This is a genomic window from Arsenophonus endosymbiont of Aphis craccivora, assembly GCF_013460135.1.
Classification (GTDB): Bacteria; Pseudomonadota; Gammaproteobacteria; order Enterobacterales; family Enterobacteriaceae; genus Arsenophonus; species Arsenophonus nilaparvatae.
On the sequence record NZ_CP038155.1, the window covers coordinates 1783010 to 1796676 of the forward strand.

The 13667-nt window shown below is 38.9% G+C and carries 12 protein-coding genes and 5 pseudogenes; 9 read left to right on the forward strand and 8 right to left on the reverse strand.

Annotated elements, in window-relative coordinates:
• Positions 1 to 35 precede the first annotated feature (35 nt).
• Complete coding sequence (locus E3U36_RS09080; protein WP_180816309.1) at positions 36 to 899, reverse strand: SIS domain-containing protein; 864 nt, start codon at positions 897 to 899, stop codon at positions 36 to 38.
• Between the two features lie 258 nt (positions 900 to 1157).
• Between E3U36_RS09080 and murQ the strand changes: the two are divergent.
• Together murQ and murP are read left to right on the forward strand one after the other, a co-directional pair.
• Positions 1158 to 2068, forward strand: a pseudogene (gene murQ / locus E3U36_RS09085) (N-acetylmuramic acid 6-phosphate etherase).
• 24 nt (positions 2069 to 2092) lie between these two features.
• Positions 2093 to 3555: pseudogene (gene murP / locus E3U36_RS09090) on the forward strand (PTS N-acetylmuramic acid transporter subunit IIBC).
• 31 nt (positions 3556 to 3586) lie between these two features.
• Here murP and E3U36_RS09095 read toward each other — a convergent pair.
• Positions 3587 to 4189: a LysE family translocator gene (locus E3U36_RS09095; protein WP_180816310.1), complete on the reverse strand. Its 603-nt coding sequence runs from the start codon at positions 4187 to 4189 to the stop codon at positions 3587 to 3589.
• A gap of 100 nt (positions 4190 to 4289) precedes the next feature.
• Between E3U36_RS09095 and E3U36_RS09100 the strand changes: the two genes are divergently transcribed.
• From E3U36_RS09100 to E3U36_RS09110, 3 genes and pseudogenes are all read left to right on the forward strand, one after another.
• A complete protein-coding gene (locus E3U36_RS09100) occupies positions 4290 to 5264 on the forward strand; it encodes a hydrolase (RefSeq protein WP_180816311.1) in 975 nt (324 codons plus the stop codon).
• A gap of 3 nt (positions 5265 to 5267) precedes the next feature.
• Positions 5268 to 5486 (forward strand): YheU family protein, encoded by a 219-nt coding sequence (locus E3U36_RS09105; protein WP_180816312.1) that lies wholly within the window; start codon positions 5268 to 5270, stop codon positions 5484 to 5486.
• Positions 5487 to 5585: 99 nt separating this feature from the next.
• A pseudogene (locus E3U36_RS09110) lies at positions 5586 to 6302 on the forward strand (phosphoribulokinase); the annotation flags it as partial.
• 53 nt (positions 6303 to 6355) lie between these two features.
• Here E3U36_RS09110 and E3U36_RS09115 read toward each other — a convergent pair.
• A complete protein-coding gene (locus E3U36_RS09115) occupies positions 6356 to 7279 on the reverse strand; it encodes an IS5 family transposase (protein ID WP_180816314.1) in 924 nt (307 codons plus the stop codon).
• Positions 7280 to 7354: 75 nt separating this feature from the next.
• On the opposite strand from E3U36_RS09115, the pseudogene E3U36_RS12770 reads away from it, so the two are divergent.
• Together E3U36_RS12770 and crp are read left to right on the forward strand one after the other, a co-directional pair.
• Positions 7355 to 7531, forward strand: a pseudogene (locus tag E3U36_RS12770) (phosphoribulokinase); the annotation flags it as partial.
• Positions 7532 to 8078: 547 nt separating this feature from the next.
• Complete coding sequence (gene crp / locus E3U36_RS09125; protein ID WP_180816316.1) at positions 8079 to 8711, forward strand: cAMP-activated global transcriptional regulator CRP; 633 nt, start codon at positions 8079 to 8081, stop codon at positions 8709 to 8711.
• 316 nt (positions 8712 to 9027) lie between these two features.
• Here the strand turns inward: crp and E3U36_RS09130 are convergent.
• From E3U36_RS09130 to E3U36_RS13015, 4 genes and pseudogenes are all read right to left on the reverse strand, one after another.
• Positions 9028 to 9905, reverse strand: a pseudogene (locus E3U36_RS09130) (IS5 family transposase).
• 77 nt (positions 9906 to 9982) lie between these two features.
• Positions 9983 to 10333, reverse strand: coding sequence for a DUF488 domain-containing protein (locus E3U36_RS09135; RefSeq protein ID WP_238337439.1), 351 nt, complete (start codon positions 10331 to 10333; stop codon positions 9983 to 9985).
• A gap of 190 nt (positions 10334 to 10523) precedes the next feature.
• Positions 10524 to 11099, reverse strand: a complete 576-nt coding sequence (locus tag E3U36_RS09140) for an aminodeoxychorismate synthase component II (protein ID WP_180816317.1) — start codon at positions 11097 to 11099, stop codon at positions 10524 to 10526.
• 268 nt (positions 11100 to 11367) lie between these two features.
• Positions 11368 to 11496 carry a hypothetical protein gene (locus tag E3U36_RS13015; protein WP_255479075.1) on the reverse strand — a complete coding sequence of 43 codons (129 nt, stop codon included), beginning with the start codon at positions 11494 to 11496 and terminating at the stop codon, positions 11368 to 11370.
• On the opposite strand from E3U36_RS13015, the gene E3U36_RS09145 reads away from it, so the two are divergent.
• The gene (locus E3U36_RS09145; RefSeq protein ID WP_180816318.1) at positions 11490 to 12413 is read left to right on the forward strand and encodes an IS5 family transposase; all 924 of its coding nucleotides are present in this window, start codon (positions 11490 to 11492) and stop codon (positions 12411 to 12413) included. The two genes, E3U36_RS13015 and E3U36_RS09145, sit on opposite strands and share 7 nt — an antisense overlap.
• A 271-nt stretch (positions 12414 to 12684) precedes the next feature.
• Here the strand turns inward: E3U36_RS09145 and E3U36_RS09150 are convergent, their stop codons facing one another.
• Complete coding sequence (locus E3U36_RS09150; protein ID WP_180816319.1) at positions 12685 to 13404, reverse strand: M10 family metallopeptidase C-terminal domain-containing protein; 720 nt, start codon at positions 13402 to 13404, stop codon at positions 12685 to 12687.
• 95 nt (positions 13405 to 13499) lie between these two features.
• Between E3U36_RS09150 and E3U36_RS12775 the strand changes: the two genes are divergently transcribed.
• Positions 13500 to 13658, forward strand: a complete 159-nt coding sequence (locus tag E3U36_RS12775; RefSeq protein ID WP_238337440.1) for a hypothetical protein — start codon at positions 13500 to 13502, stop codon at positions 13656 to 13658.
• Positions 13659 to 13667 lie beyond the last annotated feature (9 nt).

Here is a 13667-nt window from a genome sequence, read left to right on the forward strand (position 1 = left end):
TGAGGCTACGCTTAGCCTCATCGTGCCGTCAGTCACTATTCATCTAATTTGTTGATCATTAAACGGGCATTTATGACTAATGAACGGGCTTTTACCTCCCGTTTTTGTAATAGCGCCAGGAATAACAAATCGGTCAACGTATTTTGGGCGGCACGAGAAGAAATTGACGAACTTCGCCATTCATTTTCACCAGCGATACTTTCCAATACATAATCAGCTAACTGCACTAATGGTGTCTGTTGTTTATTACCAACAATGGCAATTACTTTCGCTCCCTGCTGCTTAGCTATTGCTGCCGCTTCGCAAATATTTTTTCGCTTTCCACTAAATGAAATAGCAATCTGAATATCTTTTGCAGTAAGGGTTAGCTCTGTTGTTATTTGAACGTGGTGGTCTAAATCAACAAGAGTAGTAATACCTATTTTTTGCAATTTATAATAGAGATCTTTTGCCACTAATCCTGACCCAACAATGCCAACAATTTGTACTCTTTGGGCATGATTGACCAATGTGGCAACTTTGTTAAAAATCTGATAATTAATTCGCCGAGTTGTTTCGGTAACCGAATCAATTTTTTCTTGCGCCAGTTTCTGTGCAATAACCATCAAACTATCGTTACTGGCAATCTGATTATGAATAACTTTATGTGATTGCTCAGTAAGTACTTGCTTACGTCCTAACTCTTCACTAATAGCCAGTTTTAAAGCCGGAAATCCCTTGACACCAACTTTCTGGCTAAATTTAACAATTGCTGATTGACTGACACCTATTTGTTCCGCTATTTGTTGTGATGAAAGCAGTAATACCGCTTGTGGTTGTTCAAGAATAAAGGTGGCGATTTTCTGCTGATTTAACGCTAATTGAGGTAACAACCATGAAATTTTACTCAATATGGCCATACTATACTGAAGACTATTCATAATATTCGGATCACCAGATTAAAATAATTATGATAAATTATTCCTATTTTATTATTTATTATTCTAATAAATTAATGGCTGATTAAACAATAAATTAGCTAACATAATATTATTTTCATTTTTCTCTTATTCCCTTGTCACCATGAAATAAGAATAGATCGCTTTGTGATCAATAACACATATAAAGAATAAATAATTCCTTAATATCTCCCCAAAATGACATATAGGAAACATTCGATGACATTAGATCTTAATAAAATGGTAACAGAAAGCCCCAATCCAGCTAGTAACAGTATAGATACATTATCAACCTTAGAAATGTTGAAAATCATTAACCAGGAAGATAAAACAGTGCCGATTGCTGTTGAGCAGACACTAACTGAAATTGCGCTTGTTATTGACAAAGTTGCCTATGCTTTTCAACATAATGGTAGATTGTTTTACAGCGGTGCTGGCACTTCAGGCCGTTTAGGCATTTTAGATGCAAGTGAGTGTCCACCAACATATGGCAGCCCTCGTGACATGGTAATCGGCCTAATTGCTGGTGGACACCAAGAAATTCTTCAAGCGGTAGAAAACGCTGAAGATAATCCGCAGTTTGGGGCTGATGATCTTAAAGCGTTTAATTTCAATCAAAAAGATGTTTTAGTTGGTATCGCCGCAAGTGGCAGCACACCTTATGTAGTGGGGCGATGAACTACGCTAAAACGACAGGCGCAACTGTTGCCTGCATTAGTTGTAATCCTAACAGTGAAATGGTCAACATAGCAGATATCGCAATAATACCGATTGTCGGCCCTGAAGTAATTACTGGCTCCTCACGAATGAAAGCCGGCACGGCACAAAAATTAGTCCTTAATATGATCAGTACAGGTGCTATGATACGGACTGGAAAAGTATACGGTAACCTGATGGTAGATGTAGAAGCAACCAATGCTAAACTTATTGAACGTCAAAAGCATATTGTCATGGCTGCAACAGAGTGTGATCGAACAACAGCAGAACAAGCCCTTATTGCATGTAATAACCATTGTAAAACCGCTATCGTTATGATCCTTACCGGCTTAAATGCCCAACAAGCTAAACAAACACTAGCTGACAATGATGGTTTTATTCGAGCCGTCTTAAAACAGCAAACTGGCTATTAATAATAGTTTTACAGGAAAAGTACCATGGCAAAAATAACTAATGAAATGTTAAGTCAGCTACTGGTGGCTATTGGCGGCGCTAAAAATATTATTCAGCACGGCAACTGTATGACACGCTTACGCATAACGTTGCATGACATACAATTAGTTGACAAAAATCGCCTCAAACAAATTCCCGGTGTGTTAGGAATTATCGACAGTGATAAACAACTACAAATTGTATTAGGCCCAGGTAATGCTCAAACAGCTAGCGACATGATGAAACAATTATTAGCAAACAGCTCTGAGACAGAAACAATATTACCCACTAAAAATGATTTGCAAGAAATTGCCGCCGACAACAAAAAACAATTAAAAACTAAACAAACCAGTGGCGTTAATACATTTTTATCCACTTTTGCCACTATCTTTACCCCACTCATACCGGGTTTTATTGCCGTTGGTTTATTACTTGGCTTTGCAACAGTGGTCAACCAAATATACTATCCAGCCGGTCTGCCAACTGAGGCAACGCAACAGACTTTTCTTGTTCATTTAATACTTTATATGTCTGTCTTTAGCAAAGGCCTTTATGCTTTTCTAGGGATCTTGATTGGTTACAATACGCAAAAAGTTTTTGGTGGTTCAGGGATTAATGGTGCCATTATTGCGTCACTTTTTATTTTGGGCTACGATCCACACGCCACAACAGGCTTCTTCTCCAATATGAGTACCTTTTTCAATTACACCATTGATCCTCAAGGTAATATTATTGGTATTCTACTTGCTTGTATTTGTGGTGCCTGGATTGAACGACAAATCAGAAAAATTATTCCCGCCAATTTAGATATGATACTGACTTCCGCAATCACATTGCTGATTGTTGGCGCCATTACTTACACGATTATTATGCCAATAGTTAGCTATGTATTTATTGGTATGTCTTGGCTATTTATTCACTTAAATGGCAATCCATTTGGTACCGCTATATTAGCTGGTCTATTTTTGATCGCTGTTGTTTTTGGTGTACATCAAGGTTTTATTCCAGTTTATTTCGCTTTAATGGAAACACAAGGGTTTAATCCTCTTTTCCCGATCCTGGCTATGGCAGGTGGTGGTCAAATTGGTGCAACATTAGCGCTCTATATCAAAGCAGCCAAAAATTCTGGCTTACGTAATCAGATACGGGGGGCAATTATCCCGGGTTTATTAGGTATTGCTGAACCTTTAATCTATGGGGTAACTTTACCGCGCATTAAACCTTTTATAACCGCTTGTCTTGGCGGAGCCGCTGGTGTTTTTTTATCGGGTTAGTTGACTGGTTGGGTGAACCAATTGGCCTCAACTCGGTTTTAGGCCCATCTGGATTAATTGCTATTCCACTGATGACATCTACAACCGGGATTTTTAGCGGTATACTTATCTATATTGCTGGCTTACTGATTTCCTATTTATTCGGTTTTATTTTTACCTATTTGTTCGCTAGTAAAAATGTCGATTTAAGTTAATGCAAAAAAGGGACATCCCTTTTTTGCATCGCTATTGCAACCAAATAAAAGGGATACAAGCAATTGTAAAAATACTCATTGTAATATTAAAAATAAACCAAGCATTACGCCCACGAAGCAGGATGCCGGTTAAAGAACCAAAACCAACCCAGACAACACCACCGATTAAATTGACAATCAACATAACAAAACTTATGATCAAAATCGAGTTAGCATAGTTATCAGCAACACTATAACTACTAACCGCACCTAAGCCCATCATCCATGCTTTAGGATTCAGGAATTGTAATAAACTCCCTTGATACCATTTAATTGATTTAGCAACTTTGGACTCTGTATTAAGTTGCATATGGTGGGATGTAGCGAGTTTCCAAGCAAGCCATAATAAATATAAACTCCCAACAATTTTCATTATAATTTGTAGCACCGGCGAAAGCAGTAAAAGAACAGCAAGGCCAGCAGCAGAAATAAATAAAATACTCTGGATACCTAATATTACGCCGAACATTAAAGGTATTGAACGCCGCAAACCATACTGAACACCTGATGACGTAAATAATAAATTATTTGGCCCAGGAGTAATCGCCACAATGAATAAAAAAGTAAATAACGCAAAAATCAGCCCATAACTCATTTAAGATCCTTTGATTAACTATTATTAATCTTTTTTTAATATTAAAAATAACAATATATTATCAGAATATATGTAGAATTAATTATTTAGATTTACAATTATGAGTAAAAATTTTCAACCAATAAATTGGGCTAAAAATCCTCATTTACAAACACTACTACCCCGTATTGTCAGGAAAAAGCCGCAAATCAAACCGTTATGGCAACGCCTAGAATTACCTGATGGCGATTTTATTGATCTCGCTTGGAGTGAAGATCCTCAATCTGCGAAGCATAAACCTCGACTGGTCATTTTTCATGGCTTAGAAGGCAGTTTTAGAAGCCCATATGCTCATGGCATGTTAGAAGCGACTAAAAGACGAGGATGGCTTGGTGTAATTATGCATTTTCGTGGCTGTAGTGGAGAACCGAATCGACAAAAACGCATTTATCATTCCGGTGAAATTACCGATGCCCGCTACTTCCTCAAATGGCAGAAAACGATTTACGGTCAAGTACCAATTGCCGCGGTTGGCTACTCACTTGGTGGTAATATGTTAGCTTGCTATTTAGCAGAAACCGGACAATATGCTGATGTTAATGCAGCAGTCATTGTTTCCGCCCCTTTAATGTTAGAGCCTTGTTCAATTCGTTTAGAAAAAGGGATTTCGCAATTCTATGAGCGTTATTTACTAAACGGCCTTAAACGTAATGCAACACGCAAACTCATTCGCTACCCAGGTTCATTACCGCTTAATTTGCTACAACTAAAAAAGCTAAAACGGCTACGTGATTTTGATAATGTCATCACGGCGAAAATACACGGTTTTAAAGATGCAGCGGATTATTATCATCAATGTAGTGCTCTGCCTCGGTTACCGAATATCCATGTGCCAACACTAATTATCCATGCAAAAGATGATCCTTTTATGGCGCCTGAAGTTGTACCTGATATCAACCAATTACCCGCTAATATTGAGTATCAAATGACAGAACATGGTGGCCACGTTGGGTTTGTTAGTGGCACATTAAAACAGCCTAAAATGTGGCTTGAGCAACGCATACCTGATTGGTTAACCACACATCTGGAGCCGTAATTTATGATCATTCCATGGCAACAGCTAGCAGCAGATACTTTAAATAATTTGATTGAAAGCTTTGTGGTACGAGAAGGAACGGATTATGGTAAAGATGAGAAAACGCTGGAAGAAAAAGTTGAGGATATTAAGCAACAATTACGATTAGGAAGTGTTGTGCTTGTCTGGTCTGAATTACATGAAACGATAAATATTTTGCCAAAAACACAATTACATTATTAAATAACTGTATACATCGCTATATAAAAAGAAATTTTACGTCATTGTAATTAATGTGTTAAAACATTGTGTTATCTGAATGCGTAATGGAAGCCACTTATTATGTCAGCTAATCATCCGATCATTGCAGTAACAGGCTCCAGTGGTGCGGGCACCAGCACCACCAGCCTTGCATTTCAAAAAATCTTTACTCAGTTAAAGCTTTCGGCAGCAACCATTGAAGGTGATAGCTTTCATCGTTATACTCGCCCTGAAATGGATGTTGCTATTCGTAAAGCTAAGGAACAGAGTCGTCATATTAGTTATTTTGGACCTGAATCCAATGATTTTGGTCTGCTTGAACAAAGTTTAATCGAGTATGGCGAAAAAGGGACTGGAAAACGCCGACGCTATTTGCACACCTACGATGAAGCCGTCCCTTACAATCTTCAACCTGGGACTTTTACACCATGGGAAGCATTACCTAAAAATACCAATATACTATTTTATGAAGGGTTACATGGTGGGGTTGTAACATCAAAATATACTGTCGCTAAACATGTAGATTTGTTAGTCGGTGTTGTGCCTATTGTTAATCTTGAATGGATCCAGAAACTAATTCGTGATACATCAGAAAGGGGTCATTCAAGAGAAGCTGTGATGGATTCAGTTATCCGCTCAATGCGAGATTACATTAAATATATCACCCCACAATTTTATCGTACCAATATCAACTTTCAACGTGTTCCAACCGTTGATACCTCTAACCCCTTTGCCGCTAAAGCGATTCCTTCACCAGATGAAAGTTTTATAGTGATCCGATTTAATGGTCTGACCGGCTTTGTTGAATAAATCAGAATTAGCCGCCAGGATGGCTCCCTCTGCTACAGCTGTTATCCGATCCTGAAGCTGTGTGGCATACCCAACAACGTCATACGGTTCAGCGCTTTGACCATCGCCATTGCTTCACCTACCTGAGCCTCATAGTCACGCAGCCTCAGATGGCCACCCAGCAAAGTTTTTATGCGGAACATCGCTGTTTCTGCCACTGAACGCCGGTGATAACCCACTTTCTTTTTCCACATATCATTACTCCTGCTCAGACGCTGATTCGCCACCGCATGGTTACGTTCATGGTACTTGTCCGGCCAGTATTTCGCTCCGCTTCGCGGCGGGATAAGGGGCCTGATTTTCTTTCTTAGCAACGCGTCGTGGCAGTAACAGGCGTCATAAGCACCGTCTGCTGACACTTCCCTGATTTTCCGGTGGGTTTGGTTAATCAGGCCCGGCAGTGCCTGCGCATCTGTCGTTCCGCTGAGCGATAAGTCGGCACAGATAATCTCATGAGTCACACTGTCTGCTGCCAGATGAAGCTTGCGCCACACTCTTCGTCTGTCAGCCCCATGCTGCCTGACTTTCCTTTCACCTTCGCCAAAGACCTTCAGACCGGTACTGTCGATGACCAGATGCGAGATTTCACCACGCGTTGGCGTTTTTATGCTGATGTTGACGCTCTTTGCTCGTCTGCTGACCAGCGAGTAGTCCGGACAGCACAGCGGCAAAGACATGAGTTTAAAAATCGAATCAACGAAGCCCTGTAATGCCCGGAGCGACAGGTTAAACACACGCTTCATCATCAGGACAGTGGTAACAGCCATATCGCTGTAGTAAAGCGGCCGGCCACGACCTTCAGGCGAAGAACTGTCAGTCCATCCAGCGATGGCCGACTCATCAAGCCAGACCGTCAGGGAACCGCGTTGTCTGAGTGCCTTGTTGTACGCGGGCCAGTTGGTAATTTTAAACTTTTGCTTTGCCATGGGGACCTGATGTTGAAACGAATTTAGCGATCAGCTCCGCCAATCACCTAAAAGTTCGATTTATTCAACAAAGCCGGTCTGACCCAGATCGATTTTCCCTATCTTTTATCCATGCTACACAATTCATTTATTTCTTCAATGAACACATTGGTTGTTCCAGGTGGAAAACTAGGTTTAGCATTGGAGTTAATTATGACCCCATTAGTAAAAAAGCTTGTCACTAATAAAAAAATTATCCATAAAATAAGCTAACAACACAGCATTATATTTTTACTTATATCAATTTTTTATTCTTATAACCATTTTAAAGTTCAAACTATGCATAAAATTATCTTTTCCGTATATCATAATAATCGCGGTAATATTTTCTGGTTAATTATTTAATAACGTAATTATATTATAATGTTAATATTTATTTTTGCTATAATTTGATAACTTATGAAATAATATATTATTTCTGTTTAATTTTGAAATGTAATATTTACTTTGTCATACTTATTAATAAACACAATAAAACTAATCAACTTATTGCTAAAATATGGATTATTTGGTCTATACAACATGACTGAATCGAGACAGCAGAGACAGGATGCTTTTATTATGCTACAAAGCAAAAGCACATTTATAGTATGGTTAAGATCAATACCAAAAATTCCGAATCAATATACCCTATAGTTAATATTAACTTTTCCAAACTAAACAAGTTAGTATGCTATGTTAGAATTTTATAAGATAAGCCAGCCTTATGAAGATTGGTATTTTCATATTTAGGCTGCAATAACATTAGAGGATTAAGCGAATGGTTTTCGGCAAACCACACACAGACCCGACTCTTGAATGGTTTTTGTCACACTGCCATATTCACAAATATCCATTCAAAAGCACTCTTATTCATCAGGGCGAAAAAGCAGAAACACTTTATTATATTGTAAAAGGTTCTGTTGCTGTTTTGATTAAAGATGAAGAAGGAAAAGAGATGATCCTTTCCTATCTGAATCAGGGGGACTTTATTGGTGAGCTTGGATTATTTGAGGAAGGGCAAGAGCGAACAGCTTGGGTTAGAGCTAAAAGCGCCTGTGAAGTCGCTGAAATCTCTTATAAAAAATTTCGCCAATTAATACAGGTAAATCCAGATATTTTGATGCGATTATCAGCACAAATGGCTAAACGCTTACAAACAACTTCTGAAAAAGTTGGTAATCTAGCTTTTTTGGATGTTACAGGCCGTATTGCGCAAACATTATTAAATTTAGCAAAACATCCTGACGCGATGACGCATCCAGATGGAATGCAAATTAAAATAACTCGCCAAGAGATAGGTCAAATAGTAGGATGCTCACGTGAAACAGTGGGACGTATCCTAAAAATGCTAGAAGATCAAAATCTGATTTCTGCTCACGGTAAAACCATTGTCGTTTACGGTACACGTTAATATTCTATAAACCAGTACCTACTTTTATGTAGTGTATTGGTTTTATACACTTATTTATTGTTATTAATATACAATTAAATTATGAATATATAATTACAATAGTAATAAAAAATCGAATAGCTGAATAATTATGCAACTTTCATATGATATTTGAAATTAAAAATAACCGAACTATCTATCATAAAATTTACTATATAGTCAGAGTATAATAATCAAACCTTATGAAGTTTATTTTCCAAAAACGATTTTAATACTACCGCGGCTTTGTTGAATAAATCAGAATTAGCCGCCAGGATGGCTCCCTCTGCTACAGCTGTTATCCGATCCTGACGCTGTGTGGCATACCCAACAACGTCATACGGTTCAGCGCTTTGACCATCGCCATTGCTTCACCTACCTGAGCCTCATAGTCACGCAGCCTCAGATGGCCACCCAGCAAAGTTTTTATGCGGAACATCGCTGTTTCTGCCACTGAACGCCGGTGATAACCCACTTTCTTTTTCCACATATCATTACTCCTGCTCAGACGCTGATTCGCCACCGCATGGTTACGTTCATGGTACTTGTTTTCTTTCTTAGCAACGCGTCGTGGCAGTAACAGGCGTCATAAGCACCGTCTGCTGACACTTCCCTGATTTTCCGGTGGGTTTGGTTAATCAGGCCCGGCAGTGCCTGCGCATCTGTCGTTCCGCTGAGCGATAAGTCGGCACAGATAATCTCATGAGTCACACTGTCTGCTGCCAGATGAAGCTTGCGCCACACTCTTCGTCTGTCAGCCCCATGCTGCCTGACTTTCCATTCACCTTCGCCAAAGACCTTCAGACCGGTACTGTCGATGACCAGATGCGAGATTTCACCACGCGTTGGCGTTTTTATGCTGATGTTGACGCTCTTTGCTCGTCTGCTGACCAGCGAGTAGTCCGGACAGCACAGCGGCAAAGACATGAGTTTAAAAATCGAATCAACGAAGCCCTGTAATGCCCGGAGCGACAGGTTAAACACACGCTTCATCATCAGGACAGTGGTAACAGCCATATCGCTGTAGTAAAGCGGCCGGCCACGACCTTCAGGCGAAGAACTGTCAGTCCATCCAGCGATGGCCGACTCATCAAGCCAGACCGTCAGGGAACCGCGTTGTCTGAGTGCCTTGTTGTACGCGGGCCAGTTGGTAATTTTAAACTTTTGCTTTGCCATGGGGACCTGATGTTGAAACGAATTTAGCGATCAGCTCCGCCAATCACCTAAAAGTTCGATTTATTCAACAAAGCCTACTACCGCATTATTATGATGTTCGTCTTTGCTAGAAAAAAAAGTATCAAACAGTCCGATTTTACTTTAAGCAATAAATGTTGCCAACTATCAGGATTATTTTCTAATTCTTCAAAATAAAGTCGCTTAAATTGAGTAAAATTTGCTGGATATTTATGAAACCATTTTCTTAAATCATTTGATGGAGCAACATTTTTATTCCATTCATCATAGCGAAGATCTTGTTTTTTAATACCCCTTGGCCATATCCTATCAACCAATACCCGATAGCCATTATTACCGGTTTTATCCGCATAAATAAGTTTACAAATTATCATCTTTGTACCATTTTTTGATAATAAAAAATTTAACAAAAATTTCTTTTATTATGTTTAATAGTAGTCCTGTATCGATGATAAATACAAAAAACATATTTACTTTCTATATACTGCTTTTCCCCTATTGAGATTTACATTTCAAGCAAAATAAAACCTATTTTTCCAACGTTGATAGTTATACTTATCATTGAAATAAATAGCCAGACATGATCTAATTTGTAATAAATTAATACTTTAGAAAATTATTTAATAACTCATGTCCTTGCTCACTCAAGATGCTTTCTGGATGAAATTGGACGCCCTCAATAGGTAGTGTTTTATGCCGAATACCCATAATTTCATCAATATTTCCATCATGTAGCGTCCAGGCAGTAACCTCAAAGGTAGCGGGTAAAGTTCCGGCATCAATCACCAAAGAATGGTAACGAGTAACCTGTAATGGACGATTTAATCCTTTAAAAATACCTTGCTGGTTATGATGAATTGTAGATACCTTGCCATGCATTACTTCTCTCGCTTTGACAATTGAAGCACCAAAAGCCTGACCAATCGCCTGGTGACCAAGGCAAACCCCCAAAATTGGGATCTTACCGGCAAAATATGAAATTGTATTTAGTGAAACACCCGCCTCATTAGGTGTACATGGACCCGGTGAAATAACTAAATGTGTCGGCGCTAATGTTTCTATCTCCGAGATAGTTATTGCATCATTACGTTTAACTACAACATCAACTCCTAACTCACACAGATATTGATAAAGGTTATAGGTAAACGAATCATAGTTATCAATTATCAAAAGCATAACTGGCTATCCAAATGATTTTTATAGTAATAATTCCTTGATGATGAACTTTATTATTAAGGCAAATTGTACTGATTATTATACCATAACAATAACGTGGGCTATCATACCATAACCGTAGAAAAAAATGGCTTACAAAAATCAATCAAAATGTTTCATTTTAATAAATAAACACAATAATTATAAATGAGAATAATGATAAAGGATTACTATAAACTATTATAAACTTCGTTATAATATTGACCATAAGGTTTTAAATTATTTGATGTTATTTCGTTATTTCGATAAATTTCACCAATATATTTAGTTGCTTCAGGCTTTGTTGAATAAATCGAACTTTTAGGTGATTGGCGGATCTGATCGCTAAATTCGTTTCAACATCAGGTCCCCATGGCAAAGCAAAAGTTTAAAATTACCAACTGGCCCGCGTACAACAAGGCACTCAGACAACGCGGTTCCCTGACGGTCTGGCTTGATGAGTCGGCCATCGCTGGATGGACTGACAGTTCTTCGCCTGAAGGTCGTGGCCGGCCGCTTTACTACAGCGATATGGCTGTTACCACTGTCCTGATGATGAAGCGTGTGTTTAACCTGTCGCTCCGGGCATTACAGGGCTTCGTTGATTCGATTTTTAAACTCATGTCTTTGCCGCTGTGCTGTCCGGACTACTCGCTGGTCAGCAGACGAGCAAAGAGCGTCAACATCAGCATAAAAACGCCAACGCGTGGTGAAATCTCGCATCTGGTCATCGACAGTACCGGTCTGAAGGTCTTTGGCGAAGGTGAAAGGAAAGTCAGGCAGCATGGGGCTGACAGACGAAGAGTGTGGCGCAAGCTTCATCTGGCAGCAGACAGTGTGACTCATGAGATTATCTGTGCCGACTTATCGCTCAGCGGAACGACAGATGCGCAGGCACTGCCGGGCTTGATTAACCAAACCCACCGGAAAATCAGGGAAGTGTCAGCAGACGGTGCTTATTACGCCTGTTACTGCCACGATGCGTTGCTAAGAAAGAAAATCAGGCCACTTATCCCGCCGCGAAGCGGAGCGAAATACTGGCCGGACAAGTACCATGAACGTAACCATGCGGTGGCGAATCAGCGTCTGAGCAGGAGTAATGATATGTGGAAAAAGAAAGTGGGTTATCACCGGCGTTCAGTGGCAGAAACAGCGATGTTCCGCATAAAAACTTTGCTGGGTGGCCATCTGAGGCTGCGTGACTATGAGGCTCAGGTAGGTGAAGCAATGGCGATGGTCAAAGCGCTGAACCGTATGACGTTGTTGGGTATGCCACACAGCGTCAGGATCGGATAACAGCTGTAGCAGAGGGAGCCATCCTGTCGGCTAATTCTGATTTATTCAACAAAGCCTATAGCGACCATAAATATCCGAACACAGTTCAAAGTCACAAACTACAATCAAATAGCCAGCAGCAAAAACAGCAGTTGTGCGCCCCATAAAAAAGAGCGGCTTATTGCCACCCATAATGATTGGGATAATCTTGTTATCCTATTTTAATTTCTTATATAAACTGTAAATTTTATAACTTCTGGTAAAATTCTGGTTGTTATATTTTAGAAGTTCCTTAAGTCACGATATCCGCTATAGGATTAATTTCTCCGATAATTTCTATTAGAAAGTCCGCTTTTCCATCTCCATTATAATCAAGCATTAGGCTGGTTAAATTTTCTGATTGATTATAATGAACTATCATTTCATTTTTTTGGTTAGAAAAGTGATTTACTTGCTTAATTTCGATAGTATTACCTTTAATTTTACTAAGGGCAGAAATATCAATTGTATCGCTACCAGTCTCAAAATCGATTATTTTATCTGGCGAATCGAACATCGAATCATCTATTTGATAATAAAGAAAAACATCCTTTCCGCTGCCACCTGACAGGTTATCGCCTCCTTCATTACCATTAATGACATCATTTCCATCATCACCATATATGCTATCGTCTCCTTTACCACCTGATATGCAATCGTTTCCTGCATGACCACTAATGACATCATTTCCATCATTACCATATATGATATCGTCTCCTTTACCACCAGATATGTTATCATTTCCATTTCCACCATAAATGGTTTCTCCTTTTTCAGTACCAGAAATGACATCATCTTCTTGGCCACCTAATATCGCATCATTTCTTAAAGTACAAAGGGCACCAGCTTCTCTATTATTAGTCACAATTCTCATGTGATCTTCTAAACAACTATCGAATATGTCGTTTGTTATTGTTCTACCTAACAAGTTCACATTGCTAACATTATGTTTATTTTCTGAATTAAATGTCATTGAATATTATTCCTATTTATCGATAAAATTTAAATTACATAAGTAATATGAAGTCAAAATTAAAATTTGGCATGTTGGAAAATTGTTAATAACTAATGATTAAAAATTCAACAATAAGAGTGTGTGCTGCACAAAAAAACCGATCATTTTTGCGCGCCATTACAAAATCTGATAATGGTAGATTAGCTATTATTTTTTACCGAAGGAATCAGCAAGAATATCGTGGAAAAGAGTGGCAAATCATTACCGTCTAATTGTTCAGT